The following is a 17584-nucleotide window of genomic DNA, read 5'->3' on the forward strand; positions in this document are numbered from 1 at the left end:
GGGGGTGGGGGCAAGGGAACTGGAGGCGGGCACGCGGCCGGCGGTACAGTTAACGACTGTTGCCGAACGCCGGGAGTACGCCTGTGAGCAGCAAAGAAGCCGCCCCCCGCCGACGGAACCCACGGGGGCAGGGGCAGGTCCTCAAGGCCGAATTGGTGGAGGCTGCCGCCCGGCTGCTGGCCACGCTCGAACGGCCCGAGACGCTCACCCTCCGGCAGGTCGCCCGCGAGGTCGGCGTCGCCCCCGCGAGCATCTACGGGCACTTCCCCGACCTCGGCGCGCTCGTCCAGCACGTGCTGCGGCTGCGCTACGACGAACTCGCCGCGGTCATGCGCACGGCCGCGGACGGCGCCGAGGGGCCCCTGGCCGACCTGGTCGCCCGGTGCGCCGCCTACGTGCACTGGGGAGTCGATCACCCCGGGCAGTACCGCACGCTCTTCGGCGGCGGGATGCCCGCCGAGCTGGTGCCCACGAACACGCACGGCGCGGGAGAGGAACTGCTCGGATCCGTCGTCGCTTCGATGGCCGGCGCCCGGCAGGATCAGCCGGAACACCGGGACCGTCGCGGCCCCGAGCAGGACTGGCAGGCCGGCCTGCTGCTCTGGACCGCCCTGCACGGCCTGGTCGCGTTGTACAACGCGCACGGGAACATGCCCTGGCCCGACCTCACCGACCTCATCGCGCAGACCCTCGCCCTGCACACCGGAAGGCCCGTCGACGAGATCGTGGAGCTCGCCCGGACGGCGAACCGCCCAGCGTAAGCGGCTCGCGCCAACCACTGCGCACGGTGTCGATCAATCGGCTTCGTCCACGTGAAGTGGCTCTGGCACAACTTCTGTGGAGCCACACCGCCCGGGCTTGTGTCTGCCTCAGGACAAGCCGCTGACCTGTCGGTCCCCGGCGCGCTCCGGCCTCGGACATCGAGAATCGGCTCGGCACAGAGGTCGAGCCGGAACCCGGAGGGCCCGACTTCCGTGGAGCGGTGACGCTCCGTAGGTTCTCGGGGCGAGCCGATCTTGCCTTTCGCCTCTTCATTTGGCCGTCTAGACGCCCCATGCCCTTGCATTTGCGTGAGAGCGCACTCCAACTCCTAGGTTCCGAAGCATGCGATACATCAAACTCGGAACGACCGGACTGGAAGTCTCCGCCATCGCCCTCGGCTGCATGAGCTTCGGCGAGCCGGACCGGGGCGGTGAGCCCTGGTCGCTGGGCGCGGACACCAGCCGGGACATCATCAAGCAGGCCCTCGAGGGCGGCGTCAACTTCCTCGACACGGCCAATGGGTACAGCGCCGGAAGCAGCGAGGAGATCGTCGGCCGGGCGGTCAAGGACTTCACCCGGCGCGAGGAGGTCGTTCTCTCCACCAAGGTCTGGATGCGGATGCGCCCCGGCCCGAACGGCGCCGGGCTGTCCCGCAAGGCGATCTTCGCCGAGCTCGACGCCTCCCTGAAGCGACTGGGGACCGACTACATCGACCTGTACCAGATTCACCGCTGGGACTACGACACTCCGATCGAGGAAACCCTCGAGGCGCTGCATGACGCGGTCAGGTCCGGGAAGGTCCGCTACATCGGAGCCTCTTCCATGTACGCCTGGCAGTTCGCCAAGGCCCTGTACCTGGCTGACCTGAACGGCTGGACCCGGTTCGTGTCGATGCAGGACCACTACAACCTCATCCACCGGGAAGCGGAGCGGGAGATGCTCCCGCTCTGCGCCGACCAGGGCATCGGCGTGATCCCGTGGAGCCCGCTGGCGCGGGGCAGGCTGACGCGGGTCCGGGACACCGCCACGGCCCGTGCCGCCACAGACCCGGGCGGCAGGATCCTCTACCGCGACGAGGACCAGGCAGTGGCCGAGCGCGTCCACGAGATCGCGGGCGAGCGGGGTCTGTCCCCGGCCCAGGTCGCCCTGTCCTGGGTCATGCGCAACCCGGCGGTGACCTCGCCCGTCGTCGGGGTCACCAAGCCGGCCCAGCTGGCCGACGCGGTCGCCGCGGTGGACGTCGAACTCGACGAAGACGAGGCCGCCTACCTGGAGGAGCCCTACCAGCCGCACGAGGCCGCCTACCTGGAGGAGTCCTTCTACAAGCAACAGCCTGTGGCGGGCTCCCGGTAGTCCGGGCTGCCGCCGGGCCTGCGACGAGTCCTTGGCCCCGGCCTTCACAGCCCTGTGGTCGGCCCGCCGGCGCGGTGAGCACGGCGGAACGCCGCGGGCCAGACCCTAGTCGGCCAGGCAGCGGCCGCCCATCCCACCATCCGCGAAGTGTGGGTCGACGGCGGCTACCGCACACACTTCCTTGAGCACGCCGCCACTCTCGGTATCGTCCTCGAAATCGTCCAACGCACCCCCGGGAGCAGGGGCTTCACACAGATCCCGAAACGTTGGACGGTTGGGCGGACCCATGGCTGGCTCATGCTCCACAGCCGGCTCGCCCGCGACTACGTGACCCTTCCCGAACGCTCCGAAGCCATGATCCACCTTACCGTGACCGCCCTCATGGCCCGCCGTCTCACCGGTGAGCACCCCCTCTCCTGGCGCCACCCGACATCATGGGGCCAGCCCCGCATCACGGGATGAAACAACGGGAGAAAACGACCTCTGACCGACACGCCCGGGCGAGTGCCCCGGCAGCTGCCCCGCACCCTGGATCAGGCACTCGATCAGGTAGTCGCCCGTGTCCTCATCGTTGGTCACGCCGTGGGTCTCGCTGCGGAAGCCGGGGAAGCGGCGGTCGAAGGACTCCAGGGCGGTGAGATAGCGCAGCAGCGGGCCGTCGGGTGCGCCGATGGACTCGCCCGGCATCAGGACCGGGATGCCAGGCGGGGTGACCGTCACCATGGCAGCCGCCACCCGACCCGCCGCCTCCGAGATCCGGACCCGCTCGGTGTCACCGCGCACCAGCCGCTGGTAACAGTGCTGAGGTGGCGCCACGGGCTGCGGGAGCTGCTGGAAGGCCGTGTCCAGAAGCTCCACCAGGCGCACCGAGCGCAGTTGCTCGTGCATCTCCTGGCACAGCCCGCGCAGGGTCAGGCCCGCGTACCGGCGGGGATGCGCGGCGACGGCCTCCGGCAGGACCTGCTCCAGTGGGGCGTCGGCGTCGTAGAGGGCCTTGAAATCCGTCAGGGCGTCCAGCAGGGTGCCCCACTTGCCCTTGGTGATGCCCATGGAGAACAGGATCAGCGTGGTGTAACTGTCGGTCTTCTCCACCACGATCTTGCGGGTGGCCAGATAGGCGGTGAGCACCCGGGCCGGGATGCCCTCCTCGGCCATCTCGCCGGTGGCGCTGATCCCCGGGCAGGTCAGCGTGACCTTGACGGGGTCCAACATGCAGTGCCCCTCGGTCAGCCCGGGGAAGCCGTGCCAGTCGGCGCCGGGCTCCAGCAGCCAGCAGGACTGCTCGGTGCGCAGCAGCTCCGGCGGGGCTTCCTCGAACAACAGCCGTTCACCGTTCGCCGGGTCGGTGACCGTGTCCGGCTGCCACACCCCGAAGAACCACGGCGGCCGGTCCCCGGCGCTCTCGATCCGCCGTCGCAGGCGCACCATCTCCTGACGGAAGCGGATCGCCTCGCTCACCGCCTCGTCGATCAACCACTCGCCCTGCGGGCCGTCCATCATCGCCGTCGCCACGTCGAGCGAGGCGATCATCGGGTAGAGGGGCGAGGTGGTGCCGTGCATCATCAGCGCCTCGTTGAACCGCTCATGCTCCACCGGTGCCCGCGCTGCGGGTCGCACGTGCACCATCGCGCTCTGCGACAGCGCCGCCAGCAGCTTGTGCGTGGACTGGGTGGCGAACACGGTCGGGCGGTCCGGGCCGGGGAAAACCTCCTCGTCCACCGACATGCCGTAACGGCCGGCGTAGAGCGGATGGAAACGGGCGTACGCGAACCACGCCTCGTCGAAGTGCACCCGGGGCGTACTCGCGGCGAACGCGCGAGCGGTGGCTACGGCGTCGTAACTCAGGCCGTCATAAGTGGAGTTGGTGAACACCGCGTACTGCGGGTGCGGGGACACCGCGCCCTCGGTGAGCGGATGCGCGGCGATCCGGGCCGCCACCGCGTCCGCGGCGATCTCGGCCGGGGGCAGCGGCCCCGCCAGGCCGTAGCCGTTACGGGTGGGGACCAGGTAGACCGGCCGGGCACCCGAGACGACCAGGCCGTGCAGCACGGATTTGTGGCAGTTGCGGTCCACCAGCGCGATCTCGTCGCGGGTGACGCTGAAATGGCCTACCAGGCGATTGCACGTCGAGTCGCCGTGCAACACGAAGTAGGTGAGTTCGGAGCCGAACACACGGGCCGCGTTGCGCTCCGCCTCGCCGATCGGGCCGGTGTGCTCGAACAGCGATCCCAGTTCCTCGACCGAGATCGACAGGTCGCTGCGCAGCAGCCGCTCCCCGAAGTAGTCATGGAAGGCGCGTCCCGCCGGCGACTTGAGGAAGGCGACACCGCCGGAGTGGGCCGGGGTGTGCCAGGAGTATTCGTGGGCGTCGTCGAAGCGGCGCAGTGCCCGGAAGAACGGCGGCAGCACGGATTCCCGGTAGGCGCGGGCGGCGGTGGTGATGCGGCCCGCGATGAAGCCCGGGGTGTCCTCCAGCGGCCAGATGTAACCCAAGACCGACTCGGACACCCACAGCGGCAGGTCCCCCAGGCCCTCGTCGGCCATCACCAAGAAGACCGGCAGGTCCCGGAATCGGCGGCCGATCCGGCGCAGCACAGCGCCGCCGCCCGGGGTCCCGTCGAGAGTGCTGCCCGGCCGGGCGAGTGTGCTCCCCGGCGCGGCGAGCGCGGCGCCGGGCCCGTCACCGGCGGCCCTGGGAAGGTCCCAGGCCACCAGCGCCGCCGCCAGACCAGCCTCGGTGCGCAGTACCGCGTCCGCGTCCTCTGCCGTCACCGCCCACCGGACTTCGAAGCCGCCCGCCTCGATCGCGTCCCGGATCTTCCGTAACTGCTCGGGCTCGGCTCCCTCGCCCCGAGGGTGTTCCGGTACCGCGACCAGGATCCTGCTGTCGGCCATGCGCTCTCCCGCCCTCCACGGCGGCGCGTTGGCCGCCCCGGCCAGTGTCCTGGCGGCGCACCGGGCAGAACGGCGGCCGGGACGGCAAACCACCGCTACGGCGGAAACCCGCCGTCCCGATGTTGACTCTCGCGACACGCCCTGGATGTATTGATCACGAACGTTGACAACGCTCGTAGGGCTTGATCACGGCGAAGACCTCCAATGCGGTGGAGCTGTCTGAGGGCTGTCCCGTGATTCCCGGCGGATCAGCGCGCGGCGTCAGATGCGGTGCACCGCAAGGCGGAGGGTCGTCCTCATACTGGGCGTATTCGGGCGATCCGACAACGCGGCGTGGGGGTGCCCCCTGCTCGAAGAGCTTGGGAGAGTGCCGTAGCTGTCGTCGCGCGCCCGCCGGGGATCACGGGACAGCCCTTAGGACTGCACCGCACGGAGGTCTTCGTGTCCCGCGTCGCCAGGGCTTGGCCGCAGATCGAACTCTCACGCCGAAACCTGCCCGTCGGGCTGGACTGTTGACGCAGGCCTCGGTGAGCGCGGGGAATCGCTCGTCACCGGTGCGTGTGGCCCGCCGCGAACGGGACCCCGTCTTCGCTGCGCGGGCGGCGGCCAGGTCACGTACAGGGTGTCCCACGCGGGCGACGCGTCGCGCTCGGCCGCGTCCGGTTCCGGCAGGGTCACCGTTTCCCGGACCGTCTCCACGCTGCTGTCTTCACGACCACGATGAGCTACTACCTCCGGGCACAGGCACAAACTGTCCCCCGACATCCACTACCAGGGCAAGTGGCGCGACGCGGGCTCGCGGTTCTTCGAGTTCGGCACCAACGGCAAGTCGGCCGTCACGCTGACAGGCACGGGCTACCGGATGCGCGTGCGCCCTTCCCACGTGAACGGTGCGTCGGGCGACACCGTCGACTCCACGGCCAACGACGCCTGGAAGTACTCCTGCTTCACCGAGTGAGGTGAGCGACGGCCGCCCCGCGGACGGATTCTCCGCGGGGCGGCCGTCGGTTCTCCGCCGCCGCCCGCCAGCTCGTACGGCTCCTGGAGGAGGCGGTCGGGGACGGCGGAACGGCTACGGCCCGGTCATGGCCAGGGGACCTCCGTGGAGGCCAAGTAGGCCAGGCCCCGGTCCTGCCAGATCCGTGCGTGGCGGGCCAGGCGGGCCCGGTGGTCCGGCCACGCCGGCGTCCGTCCGGTCCACGCCGTCTCCGCTACGGACGCGAGGCGAGGCAGCAGCAGAGTGGTCGCGTCGTCGAGCCCTTCGACGGACTCGCCGAAGAGCGTCGCCTCGATCCCGGCGATCCGCGCATCCGGGATCGCGTGGGAGGCCGGGTCCCATGCGGCGGCGTGCCGGACCCCGCGCGGCCGGTAGGTGGGGAATCCCAGGCGGGCGGCGGTCGCGGTCTGGTCGGGTGGCGTCACGTCCGTGGCGTAGGCGCGATCCAGGTAGAGGTGGGACTGGGGGGACAGCAGGACGCGTCCGCCGCCCTCGACGACGCGGGCGACGTCGTGATCGGCGGGGGCGAAGAACGTCTTCATGGCCTTGATGAGCCCGAGGGTGAGTCCGGCCCTGAGCAGTTCGGGGCGATGGCTCAGCTCCTCCTCCGTGTCGGGCAGGTCCATCATCGCCACGTCCACCCAGAACTGGACGACGGTGTCCTCGGTGACTCCCGCCCGCGAAGACTCCTGCCAGGCCAGTGGCCGTTTCCCGGACGCCTCGACCAGGGCGCGCAGTTCGCGGATCGCGAGGGCGAAGCTCTCCGCGGTCATCCCGACGGCCTCGTCCCCGCCGATGTGCACGTAGGGACCGGAGGTCAGCCGGCACACGTCGGCCAGGATCGCGGCCACGATGTCGTGGGTCGCCGGGTCCGCCAGGTCGAGCGGCGGCACGAACGGGAAGCGGTCCGCCAGCCCTTCCGGTGCGGGCGCGGCCGGAAGTCCCGGCACCGCCTCGCGCAGGGCGGCGCAGTGGCCGGGCAGGTCGATCTCGGGGACGACGGTCACGAAGCGCTCAGCCGCGTACCGCTGCAGATCGCGGTAGTCGTCGGTGGTGTAGAACTCCCCCGCCGTGCCGTTGTTCCCGCAGGCGGTCAGGCGGGGCACGGAGGGCACGTGCAGCCGCCAGCCCTCGTTGTCCGTCAGGTGCAGGTGCAGCACGTTCAGTTTGTAGAGCGCCGCGAGGTCGACAAGGCGACGCAATTCGCCCGGGGTCAGGTAACCGCGCGCCGGATCGACCATCAGTCCGCGCCACGCGTAGTGCGGTGCGTCCGTCAGTTCCTGGTAGGCGAGCCCCGCAGCGGACGCGGTGAGCAACTGGACGGCTGTGGTGGCGGCCCGGAACACACCCTCGGGGGTGGCGGCCCGGCAGGTGATGCCGCGGTCGGCGACCGTGAGGCGGTAGGACTCGTCCATCGGTTCCGGCAGGCCCTGCGGGCTGACACCCACGGGAGTGCGGTGTGGTGCGGGCGACGCCAAGTCCAGGTCGAGGGTGAGGGCGAGATCGGCGTCTGCCGCGACGTCATCGGCGCCCGACGGCAGCAGACGCTCGCCCAGGTGGGGTTCCAGCAGTGCGCGCACCGCCCCGGCGACCGTGGCGAGACGCCCGTCGGGTGCGTGGATGCGCCAGGGCCCGGCGACGGGCAGGTCCCCGCCGCCGGCTACCACTGTGTGCCGCGCGGGGCTGGGAATGACTGCGTCCATGGTCTCCTCCGACGGGCTGGTCCGGGACCTTCACAGGTCGCTTGCGCCATCCGCGACCAGGGACCCGGCGTCCGCGTCAGGTCGGCGCCGGGCCCTGGTGCAGCGGGCCGTGTCCGCGGCGGCCCTGTCGCCTCTTCCTGCCGGACCGGGTCCGCCTGTACGCTAACACGAAAACCGATCAATGAACGCTTTTCATGGAGTCGAGCACGGCCGTCCGCCGCCCCGGCTCCACGCGGAAGGAGTCCTTTCATGACCCCCTCGACCGAGCCTGGTCTCGTGCTGCCGGACGGCTTCCTCCTGGGCGCCTCCACCTCCGCCCACCAGGTCGAGGGGAACAACGTCTCCAGTGACTGGTGGGCCCTGGAGAACCGGCCTGGCAGCTTCGTCGCCGAGCGCAGCGGGGACGCGGCCGACAGCTTCCACCGCTGGCCCGAGGACATGGAGATGCTGAGCGAACTCGGCTTCAACGCCTACCGGTTCGGCATCGAGTGGGCCCGCATCGAGCCCGAGCGCGGGCAGGTGTCCCGCGCGGCCATCGCCCACTACCGCGCCATGGTGAACGGCGCCCTGGAACGCGGCCTCACCCCGGTGGTGACGCTGCACCACTTCACATCGCCCCGCTGGTTCAGCGAACTCGGGGGCTGGGCGTCACCGGATTCGAGCGAGCTCTTCGCGGCCTACGCTCGGACGGCCACCGAGATCCTCCGTGCCGGTGTGCGCCACGTGGTCACCATCAACGAACCGAACATGATCGCGCTGATGCACAGCCTGGTGCGCAGGGCTGCCCAGCGCACCGGCGGCGTCTCCACGGGCTCTCGACCGACTCCGGCGGACGAGAGCCAGGAAGGTGCCGCGGCCTTCGATCCCGGCGCGGTCGAACCGGACGCCGAGGTCACCCGGGCGCTGATCCGCGCCCACCGGGCCGCATCCGCCGTTCTGAGGTCGTCCGGCCTCGGGCTGGAGGTGGGCTGGACGGTGGCCAACCAGGTCTACCATGCCGAGCCGGGAGCCGAGGACCGCATCGCCGCCTACGCCTGGCCGCGCGAGGACGTCTTCCTGGAAGCCGCCCGCGAGGACGACTGGGTCGGCGTGCAGGCGTACACCCGTCACCGGATCGGCCCCGACGGCCCGCTCCCCGTGCCGGCGGGCGCCGCCACCACACTGACCGGCTGGGAGGTCTACCCGGAGGCCCTGGGCGAGGCGGTGCGGCACACGGCCGGTGTCGTCGGCCCGCACGTGCCCGTCCTGGTCACCGAGAACGGCATCGCCACCGGCGACGACGCCCTGCGGATCGCCTACACCACGGATGCCCTGGCAAGCCTGGCGGCGGCCATGCGCGACGGCGTCGACGTGCGCGGTTATCTGCACTGGAGCGCCCTGGACAACTACGAGTGGGGTTCCTACCGGCCGACGTTCGGGCTCATCTCGGTCGACCCGCACACCTTCGCCCGCACACCCAAGGAGTCGGCCCGCTGGCTGGGCTCACTGGCCCGCGCCGGACGTATTCCCGGCGGCCCGGCATCCGCCCCCACCGGCGTCCCGGCCGCGGGTTAGGCTGGTCGGCATGGCGAAACGGGGTCCTTACGAGAAGGGCGAGGCGAAGCGCACCGAGATCCTGCACGCGGCTCTGGAGATCTTCGCGGCCGAAGGGTACCGGGGGACCTCGCTGCGCAAGGTCGCCGGCAGGTGCAATCTCAGCCTGCCCGGCCTGATGCACTACTTCGACTCCAAGGAAGACCTGCTGACGCAGGTGCTGCGGATGCGCGACGAGACGGCCCGCGTCCGGCAGGACGAGCGGACCAACCCGGAGAGTTACCGGGAGATCATCCGGGAGAGCGCCCGGACCCCCGGTCTGGTGGAGCTGTTCGTGTCCATGGCGGCGGCCGCCAGCGACCCCGGTCACCCGGCGCACGAGCACTTCGCCCAGCGCTATCCGGTCCTGCGGGATCGCGTCGCCGCCTTCGTCCAGAAGCGGATGGACGAAGGACGGATGACCACCGTGGTCCCCGCCGAACGCCTCGCGGTCCTGCTGCTGGCGGTGGCCGACGGCATCCAGCTGCAGTGGCTCATCGACCGGTCGGTGGACATGGAGCAGCCGATCGACGACATCATGCGGCTCCTCGCAGCAGAGCCGAGCGCCTGACCAAGAGGAGGCGCAGGGGACGCGCGGGGCGCCCGGCCAGGTCCACCACGGGCGGGCGGCCGCGACGCGCTGGTGGCATTCGGGTCGAAGGGCGGCCAGGTCGTGTCGAGAGGGGTCGGGGCGGGGGGAGCCGGGTCAGGTCGCGGGGGCCGGTCCCAGGGGTGGCACGCGGACACCGCGGGGCGGGAGCCGGTCTCGTACCGGCTCCCGCCCCGTCCCTGCGCCATTCGTGGACTGCCGCCCGGCGTCCGCCGTGCGAGTCGCCGTGCTGCCGTGGCCGCTGCCCGCGCCGCGTGAGGAGCGACGTCAGTTCCGGGCGGGGATACCCGCCGCCTCCCTGACGGCCGCCGTCCACTGCGCCCAGCGCGGATCGGGTCCCGACGACGGCTCCCAGGACATCGCCGTACAGACGTAGCCGACCGCGAGCCCGCTCTCCGGGTGGGCCATGCCGAGTTGGCCCCCCGCTCCGGCATGGCCCAAGGAGCCCTCGCCCAGCAGCGGTTCGCCCGGGCGGGGCAATTCGAAGCCGAGCCCGAAGCGGGACCGGTCCGGGCCGTCGAGCCGGTCCAGGGGCGCTGGTTGCGGCAGGTGGTCGGTGTGCGGGGCGCGTGCCCGGTCGAGGGTGGCGCTCGACAGCAGCCGCACGCCGTCGACCCTGCCGATGAGCGCCGCGTAGAGCCGGGAGAGCGAGCGGGCGTTGCCGATGCCCCCCGCGGCCGGAAGCTCGCAGGCCCTGCCCTGTCGCGTGCGCAACGCGTCGATGACCGCGTCCAGTTCGGCCACCGAAGCCCGCAGCGCGCCGGCCAGCCTGCCGTCCGGGGAGAGGCCGAGATCCGCGATCGCCGTCACGACCTGTTCGGCCGTGGGCGCGTCCCTGACGGCGAACTGCGGGACGAACCGGTGCTCCATCCGTTCCGGCAGCCCGATCCACAGGTCGAGTCCGAGCGGTCCGGCCACCTCCCGGGAGAAGAAGGAACCGACACTCACCCCCGACACCCGGCGGATGACCTCTCCGACCAGATGGCCGTAGGTGAGGCTGTGGTAGAGGTAGGCCGATCCGGGAACCCACACCGGTCGCATGGCCGCGAGGGCGCTGACGCGTGCCTCCCAGTCCAGGTGCCCCGGCATCCCGACACCCGCGGGATCGTCGGTGAAGGCCGGTAGCCCGGCGCGGTGGGCGAGCAGGTCGGCCACCTGCGTGTCCACCTTGCCCTGCGCCGCGAACTCCGGCCAGTATCGTGCGACGGGCGCGTCCAGGTCCAGGACGCCCCGTTCGCACAGCACATGGGCGCAGACGGCGACCATGGCCTTCGACACGGACATCAGCACGCCGATCCGGTCCGGTCCGAACGGCCGTCCGTCCGGCGGCGCCGCGGTGCCCGTGGTCCAAAGGTCCACGACCAGCCGGCCGTGGTGATGGACGGCCAGCTGAGCGGCACCCGGATCGTGCGCCTGGCCACGGGCGAAGGCGTCCCGCACCCGCTCCCAGCCGGGTTGCACACTCCCGCCGACCGCCGCCACCACCGCCCCGTTCGTCACGTCACTCTCCTTCCTGGTCCCGGCCGCCTTGGCCGTGCGCCGCGGCGGCGACCAGAGCGGCCAGTTCGGCCACATCCTCGGGCGGCACGGGGCTCTGCGGAAACTCCGAGATCACGTCGAGCGGAATGCCCGCGAGGAACCTGCGCATCACCGGATCGCCCATGGCGCCCGGTCCCGCCCCCTGCGGCCTGGCCCGGGCGAACCTCTCGCTCAGCAGCGGCCCGCCCACGGGGTGCGCGAGCCACTCCGCGAGCGTGCTGCGTCCGCTCAGGCGCAGGCGGGAGAGGTCACCGGGGACGCTCACCTCGGCCGACAGGCGGATGTCACGTGAGGAGGAGCCCGCCTCGATGCGGTAGACACCGCCCTCCACCCGCCGGCGGCCCTCGCGTTCGCTGTAGTACGCGAGGTCGTCGCGCGCCAGCTCCACCACCACCTCGCGGCTCTCGCCGCAGGCCAGGGACACCGAGGCGAAGCCGCGCAGCTCCCTCGGCGGCCGAGCGACCACGGAGGCCGTCGGGCCACTGCTGTAGATCTGGACGACCTCGCGTCCCGCACGGCCCCCGGTGTTGGTGACGGTCAGCGACACGGTGAACGCCCCGCCCTCTCCGTCCTGGGCGACCCGCAGCCCGGAGTACGCGAACGTGGTGTACGACAGCCCGTGGCCGAAGGGATAGGCGACCTCGCAGTGGCGGGCGTCGTAGCCGCGATATCCGACGAAGACTCCCTCTCCGTACCGGACTCGGCCCTCCTCGCCCGGGAAGGAAAGGTGGCTGGGCGAGTCCTCCAGGCGCAGCGGGATGGTCTCGGCCAGCTTGCCGGAGGGATTGACCATGCCGAACAGCACCCGGGCGAGCGCCCCTCCGCCGGCCTGGCCGAGCAGCCAGCCCTCGACCAGGGCGGGAACGGCCGCCTGCCAGGGAGCGGTCCGTACCACGCCGCCGTTGGACAGCACCACGCACACCCTGGGGTTGACGGCCCGGACCCGTTCCAGCAGGCGCAGTTGGACGTCCGGCAGGTCGATGTGGTCGCGGTCGAAGCCCTCCGACTCGTCCTGGGCGGCAAGGCCGAGAAAGAGCACCACGGTGTCGCTCACGGCCGCGAGCCGTACGGCTTCGTCGGCCAGGGCCGCCTCCGCATCCGTGTCCGTGTTCGCGTCCGGGGCCGGGCCCGGTGCCGCCTTCCCGGCCGTGTCCGTCGCCGCGACGCCCGGGAGCACATAGCCCGCGGCGAAGTCCACCCGGGCGCCGCCGGAGAGCCGGTGCAGGCAGTCCAGGGGTGTGTCCAGGCAGGTCGGCGTCACCTGGGAACTGCCCGCGCCCTGGTAGCGCGGGGTGCGGGCCAGTTCACCGATGACCGCCACCCTTCCCGTGGCCGGATCGAGGGGCAGCAGCTCCGAGTCGTTCTTCAGGAGCACGATGCACCGCTCCGCGGCCTCTCGGGCGAGGCGGTGGTGCTCGTCGACGGGCACCTCGCGGTGAGGGGGTACCACGCTGGTCGTGCGCCGGGCGAAGCGGACGAGCCGTTCCACCGCGGTGTCGAGCACCGACTCGTCGAGGTCGCCGCCGGCCACCGCGGCGACGACCTGGTGGTCGGTGCGCCCGTCCGTGCCCGGCATCTGGAGGTCGAGACCGGCGCGCAGCGCGGCGACGCGGTCGCGCACGGCGCCCCAGTCGGACATGACGATGCCCTCGAAGCCCCACTCGGTGCGCAGGATGTCCGTGAGCAGCCGGGTGTTCTCGGTCAGCGGGACGCCGTTGACGCCGTTGTAGGAGGCCATGACGGACCAGGGGCGGTCGCGGCGGACGATGCGTTCGAAGGCCCGCAGATAGATCTCGCGCAGCGGCCGCTCGTCGACGTCGGCGCTGACCCGCATGCGGTCGGTCTCCTGGTTGTTGGCGGCGTAGTGCTTGAGTGCCGCCCCGACGCCCGCCTCCTGCAGCCCACGGACCATCGCGCCGCCCATCTCGGCCGACAGCAGGGGGTCTTCGGAGAAGTACTCGAAGTTGCGTCCGCACAGCGGTGACCGCTTGATGTTGACGCCGGGCCCGAGCACGACGTGGATGCCGTGGGCGCTCGCCTCCGCGGCGATCGCGCCGGCGACGCGGTGGGCGAGCTGCGGATCCCAGCTGCTGCCGAGGGCCGTGGCGGGCGGGAAGCAGGTGGCGGGAGCGGCGCTGTGCAGGTCGAGCTGTCCGCCGTCGCCGCTCTCCTTCGGCAGCCGCAGCCCGTGCGGGCCGTCGGACAGGGCGACCGCCGGGATGCCGCAGGAGGCGACGGCGGTGGTGACGAAGTCACCGGCACCGCTGGTCAGAGCCGCCTTCTCGGCGAGGGCGAGGGTGAGTTGCGGCGGTGCCGGATCCTGGGTCGCTGGCGGTGGGGTCTGGTGGGTCATTCGGCGCACCTGTCGAGGTCTCGTGAGGCGGGGTGGGGCCGGGCCGCTGCTTCCGGGCTGCCGCGACGGGCCGCTCGCTGACGGTGTGTGAAGAACCTCCGGGCCGGTGCGGGTGAGCCGCGTCGACGGCCGGATGATCTGAAAACCATAAAATGATCGGTTTTCACTGTCAAGACTGTCTACCGGCGAGTAAGGGGCGAGTCCCGTCGGTCGATTCCGCTCCGCGCAACCTATTGACGAGCAGAAACCGATCAACTTACGGTTTTCGCGCTCGAGCCGCGCCGCTCCGGGACAGCGTCCTGATCCCGCCGCCGCGCCTCCTTCCGCTCGCCGATGAAACGAGGACCGGACATGTCCCCAGCCAGTCAGCCGTCCGCCCCGCCCGCCGCGGGACACACGTCCCGTACCGCGTCCCCGCACGGCACCGGCACCTGCCGAAGTGCGCTGCTGCGCACCGGCGTCGTGACCGCGGCAGCCATCGCCCTGCTGGCCGGCGCGACGGCGGCCGCCACCGCGGCTCCCGCACCGGAGCACCCTGCCGGGCGCACCGCCCAGCGCGCCGCCGGCGAGGTGCGTTACGTCGCGCTCGGGGACTCCTACAGTTCCGGCCTCGGCATCCCCGAGCAGACCGACTCCCTCTGCGGGCGCTCCTCGAACAACTACCCGTCGCTGGTGGCGCGTGCCGTCGGCGCGACGTCGTTCACCGACGTGACCTGCGCCGGAGCCGACACCAGCGACATGACAGGCCGCCAGGACTCTGCCCCGCCGCAACTCGACGCCCTGCGCCCCGACACCACCCTGGTCACCCTGGGCATCGGCGGCAACGACCTGGACCTGGGCGGCGTGATCACACGCTGCGTGCTCCTCGGATACCTGGCGCCGAACGGCTCCCCCTGCAAACAGAGCTACACCCTGCTCGGCACCGACGAGATCGGTTCCCGCATCAACACCACGGCACCCAGGATCGATACGGTCCTCGCGGAGATCCACGCCCGGTCCCCGCGCGCGAGGGTGCTGCTGGTGGGCTACCCGGCCCTCTTCCCCGACGACGGCACCGCCTGCCGGGAGACGGTCGCGCTCGCCACGGGAGACTTCCCCTGGGTCCGGGACAAGGAGAAGCAGCTCAACACGATGCTCGCCCAGCAGGCCAACGTGTACGACGCCACCTACGTCGACGCCTACCGGCCCTCGATCGGGCACGACGTGTGCAAGCCCGCGGGCGTGCGCTGGATCGAACCCGGCGACTCGGCGGAAGCTGCCGGGTTCCACCCCAACGCGGCCGGGCACCGGAGTACGGCCGATGCGGTTCTCGCGTCGCTCACGCGCTGACGCCGGCCTGTCCCCCGCCGCCTTCCGGGTCGAGTCCCAGCCGGCGCAGGAAGTCGCGTACCAGTTCCTCCATCTCCACGGCGTCCGGCTCCATCAGCCACTGCGTCTGCAGACCGTCCATCAGCGCAAGCAACTGCCGTGCCATGATCGCCGGATCGCCCTGGACCTGCGGGGCGACCTCGGCCCGCAGGGCCTCGATGAGCACGGTCATCTCCTCCCGGAGGATGCGGTAGCGCTCCCTGAAGTAGTGGTGCGCGGGGTGCTGGGGGTCGGTGGCCTCCGCGGAGAGTTTCGTGTAGAGCGCGACGAGTCCCGGAGTCCGACTGTTGCGCGCCACCAGACCGACCAGCAGGCGCAACCGTTCACCCGGATCCGGCTCGGGGGTGCCCGGGTGGACGATGCCGGGAAAGACCGACTGCGCGTCGATCCTGTCGCGGTGGCCGAGCACCTCGATCAGCAGGGACTCCTTGCCCGGAAAGTGGTGCAGCACCCCGGCGTGCGTCAGCCCCGCGTGCGCGGCGATGTCACGCAGCGACACGGCGTTGAAGCCGGAACGGGAGAACAGTTCGGCCGCGGAGTCGAGAATGCGGGCCCGTGTGCGTTCGCCCTTCGACGGGCGTCGCGGAACACTCTCGGGTCGTTCGCTCAACTCTGCGGCCTCCTGCCGTCGTCCGACCGGCGCCCGCCGCAGGGCGGGGGCGCGTCCCCGCCCTGCGGCGGTTGTCACAGGCAGCCTGCCACGGTTCCCCGCCGCTGCGGGCCGTCCGGTGCGGCGGCCGGTCGGCACCGGCCACCGCCCGCTGCCGACCGGCCGACGGTCGGCGCGACTCCCCTGGTCAACTCCATCTCGAAAAACCTACCAAGTGGTTAATTCCACGAGTAAGCTCACCGCCAATCTCGCCCGGGACGCCCTCCCCGGCCCTCCAGACGGAGCGAATCTCATGAGCAGAAACACCCGAAGCGGGGCCGTCGCCGCATGCGCGGCGGCGTCCCTCGCCCTCGCGGGATGCACCGGCTCCGGCACCGGGAGCGCCGACTCCTCCACGCTGAACATCGCGACCCTGACCTTCCCGCAGAGCCTCGACCCCACGCAGGCGGTCGGCAGTGCCCTGCCCTTCTTCCAGGCCACGTACGACACACTCGTCAAGCGGGAGCCTGACGGCGCCTTCAGCCCGATGCTCGCCACCTCCTGGAAGTACAACTCCGACCGCACCGAACTCGCCCTCACGCTGCGCAAGGACGTGAAGTTCGCCGACGGCACCGCCTTCGATGCCGCAGCGGTCAAAGCGAACATGGAGCGCTTCAAGAAGGGCGGCGGCGCCGACGCGAAGTGGCTGAACGACCTGGACTCGGTCGACGTCGCGGACGCCTCGCACGTCACCCTGAAACTCAAGCAGGCCGACCCCGCCATGCTGTTCTACCTGAGCGACGCGGCCGGCCTGATGGCCAACCCGGCGAAGTTCGCGAAGGCCGACAGCCTCAAGACGACCCCTGACGGCACCGGCCCCTACCGCCTCGTCAAGGCACGCACGACGATCGGCACCAAGTGGGTCTACCAGCGCAACAACGCCTACTGGGGCAAGCGGCTCCCCTACGCGAACCTCACGATCAGCTTCTTCGACAACGAGACGGCGATCGTCAACGGCCTCAAGACCGGACAGGTGAACGCCGCCCTCCTGCAGACCGCCGACCAGCAGATCAGCGTCGAGTCCGATGCCAGGATGAAGACGGCGAAGCAGGAGTTCGACTTCCAGGGGCTGCTGCTCTTCGACCGCGACGGGAAGCTGACCCCGGCCCTGAAGGACCCCCGCGTCCGCCAGGCACTGAACTGCGCGATCGACCGCGCGGCCATGCTCCACGCCATCCGTCAGGACCGCGGTCAGGTCACCGACCAGGTCTTCGGCCCCGGCACCCAGGGGTATGACAGGCAGCTGGACACGTACTACCCCCACGACCCGGCCAGAGCCAGGAGATTGCTGAAGGAAGCGGGCTACGCCCAGGGCTTCACACTGAAGCTGCCGCGCATCGCCGCCATGGTCAACGACGCGCTCGCATCGTCGCTGGCCACCGACTTCAAGGCCATCGGCGTCAAGCTGGTCTGGGACGACCTCGACGGCGGCTCGGCGGTCCGGAAGGTGTTCACCGACCGTGCGTACTCAGGCCTCGTCATGAACATCGGCCAGTCCGCGTCCGACTGGGTCGTCGTCAACGAACTGGTCACCCCCGGCGCCTTCAACATGTTCGGCACCACCGACCCCACCGTGCGCGAGCTGATCCCGCGGATCCAGACCGGCAGCGGCGAGCAGGCGAAGCAGGCCGCACGGGCCCTGAACGAACACCTCGTGAAGTCAGGCTGGTTCGTCCCCTTCTACCGGATGACCTACCTGCACGTCTCGGACGGCACGGTGAAGATCACCCCGCAGTCCGGCATGGCCGTCCCCTCGATCTACAACTACGCCCCCGTCAAGTGA

11 protein-coding genes and 1 pseudogene are annotated in these 17584 nt (G+C 71.1%); 7 read left to right on the forward strand and 5 right to left on the reverse strand.

Going from position 1 to position 17584, the window contains the following annotated elements; translation table 11 throughout:
• Window positions 1-83: 83 nt before the first annotated feature.
• From ACH5A8_RS25190 to ACH5A8_RS25200, 3 genes and pseudogenes are all read left to right on the forward strand, one after another.
• Window positions 84-761 carry a TetR/AcrR family transcriptional regulator gene (locus ACH5A8_RS25190; protein WP_399005514.1) on the forward strand — a complete coding sequence of 226 codons (678 nt, stop codon included), beginning with the start codon at window positions 84-86 and terminating at the stop codon, window positions 759-761.
• A gap of 343 nt (window positions 762-1104) precedes the next feature.
• Complete coding sequence (locus tag ACH5A8_RS25195; protein WP_399005516.1) at window positions 1105-2115, forward strand: aldo/keto reductase; 1011 nt, start codon at window positions 1105-1107, stop codon at window positions 2113-2115.
• A gap of 87 nt (window positions 2116-2202) precedes the next feature.
• Window positions 2203-2577, forward strand: a pseudogene (locus ACH5A8_RS25200) (transposase); the annotation flags it as partial.
• Here ACH5A8_RS25200 and ACH5A8_RS25205 read toward each other — a convergent pair.
• Both ACH5A8_RS25205 and ACH5A8_RS25210 read right to left on the reverse strand, forming a co-directional pair.
• Window positions 2548-5010, reverse strand: a complete 2463-nt coding sequence (locus tag ACH5A8_RS25205) for an Orn/Lys/Arg decarboxylase N-terminal domain-containing protein (RefSeq protein ID WP_399005518.1) — start codon at window positions 5008-5010, stop codon at window positions 2548-2550. The pseudogene ACH5A8_RS25200 and the gene ACH5A8_RS25205 overlap by 30 nt on opposite strands.
• Window positions 5011-6093: 1083 nt before the next feature.
• Window positions 6094-7710 carry a family 20 glycosylhydrolase gene (locus ACH5A8_RS25210; RefSeq protein ID WP_399005520.1) on the reverse strand — a complete coding sequence of 539 codons (1617 nt, stop codon included), beginning with the start codon at window positions 7708-7710 and terminating at the stop codon, window positions 6094-6096.
• A 249-nt stretch (window positions 7711-7959) separates the two neighbouring features.
• Between ACH5A8_RS25210 and ACH5A8_RS25215 the strand changes: the two genes are divergently transcribed.
• Together ACH5A8_RS25215 and ACH5A8_RS25220 are read left to right on the forward strand one after the other, a co-directional pair.
• Entirely contained in the window at window positions 7960-9264 is a 1305-nt protein-coding gene (locus tag ACH5A8_RS25215) for a glycoside hydrolase family 1 protein (RefSeq protein WP_399005522.1), read from the forward strand.
• 10 nt (window positions 9265-9274) lie between these two features.
• Entirely contained in the window at window positions 9275-9853 is a 579-nt protein-coding gene (locus tag ACH5A8_RS25220) for a TetR/AcrR family transcriptional regulator (RefSeq protein ID WP_399005524.1), read from the forward strand.
• A 306-nt stretch (window positions 9854-10159) separates the two neighbouring features.
• Here ACH5A8_RS25220 and ACH5A8_RS25225 read toward each other — a convergent pair whose 3' ends face one another.
• Both ACH5A8_RS25225 and ACH5A8_RS25230 read right to left on the reverse strand, forming a co-directional pair.
• The gene (locus tag ACH5A8_RS25225; RefSeq protein WP_399005526.1) at window positions 10160-11392 is read right to left on the reverse strand and encodes a serine hydrolase domain-containing protein; all 1233 of its coding nucleotides are present in this window, start codon (window positions 11390-11392) and stop codon (window positions 10160-10162) included.
• Between the two features lies 1 nt (window position 11393).
• Window positions 11394-13784: a glycoside hydrolase family 3 C-terminal domain-containing protein gene (locus ACH5A8_RS25230; protein WP_399005528.1), complete on the reverse strand. Its 2391-nt coding sequence runs from the start codon at window positions 13782-13784 to the stop codon at window positions 11394-11396.
• Window positions 13785-14135: 351 nt separating this feature from the next.
• On the opposite strand from ACH5A8_RS25230, the gene ACH5A8_RS25235 reads away from it, so the two are divergent.
• Window positions 14136-15113, forward strand: a complete 978-nt coding sequence (locus ACH5A8_RS25235; protein ID WP_399005530.1) for an SGNH/GDSL hydrolase family protein — start codon at window positions 14136-14138, stop codon at window positions 15111-15113.
• Here the strand turns inward: ACH5A8_RS25235 and ACH5A8_RS25240 are convergent.
• Complete coding sequence (locus ACH5A8_RS25240) at window positions 15103-15762, reverse strand: TetR/AcrR family transcriptional regulator (protein ID WP_399005532.1); 660 nt, start codon at window positions 15760-15762, stop codon at window positions 15103-15105. The two genes, ACH5A8_RS25235 and ACH5A8_RS25240, sit on opposite strands and share 11 nt — an antisense overlap.
• 292 nt (window positions 15763-16054) lie before the next feature.
• On the opposite strand from ACH5A8_RS25240, the gene ACH5A8_RS25245 reads away from it, so the two are divergent.
• Entirely contained in the window at window positions 16055-17584 is a 1530-nt protein-coding gene (locus ACH5A8_RS25245; protein WP_399005534.1) for an ABC transporter substrate-binding protein, read from the forward strand.

The organism is Streptomyces sp. NPDC018610 (assembly GCF_044391765.1).
Taxonomy (GTDB): domain Bacteria; phylum Actinomycetota; class Actinomycetes; order Streptomycetales; family Streptomycetaceae; genus Streptomyces.